This is a genomic window from Lachnospira pectinoschiza (genome assembly GCF_020564355.1).
Lineage (GTDB): Bacteria > Bacillota > Clostridia > Lachnospirales > Lachnospiraceae > Lachnospira > Lachnospira intestinalis.
The window spans coordinates 1-406 of sequence record NZ_JAJCRR010000042.1; the positions used below are offsets into that span (position 1 = coordinate 1).

General features: G+C 30.3%; 1 protein-coding gene. It reads right to left on the bottom strand.

Translation table 11 applies throughout. The features are described from left to right. A partial coding sequence (locus LI288_RS14155; RefSeq protein ID WP_227091087.1) for a hypothetical protein occupies positions 1-199 on the bottom strand: 199 nt, incomplete at its 3' end. Positions 200-406: the final 207 nt, after the last annotated feature.

A 406-nucleotide genomic window follows, 5' to 3' on the forward strand; every position in this document is an offset into this window, starting at 1 on the left:
GTTTTACTGGACTTAAAAATTGCCTTATTTTTTCTGTATAAGGCGCCATCATTCTTAAATATTTTTTTATACCTTTAAGGTCTTCAAGCGGAACTTCCGCTTCTTTCAGCTCTTTTTCTTCTGCATTATTATTTTCTATTTTTTGAGATGATTTCTTGTTTTTAGCCCGTCGACTAAAATTTTGATCTTTTTCTGACATGATTTTTTAAAAATCCTTTTGTATTCTATATTTTGCCTATTCTAACAAAAAAGCCTTTGTGTTACAATATTCTATATGAAATTTAGTTTAATTTTACCAAAAAAAATTAAAAAGCAAAGTGTTTCGCATTTACTGGAGCACACTTGGCTCGTTCCACGCAAGCAAAGACACCTTTTACGAACCAAGAAACATGTCTTTCTTAATGGT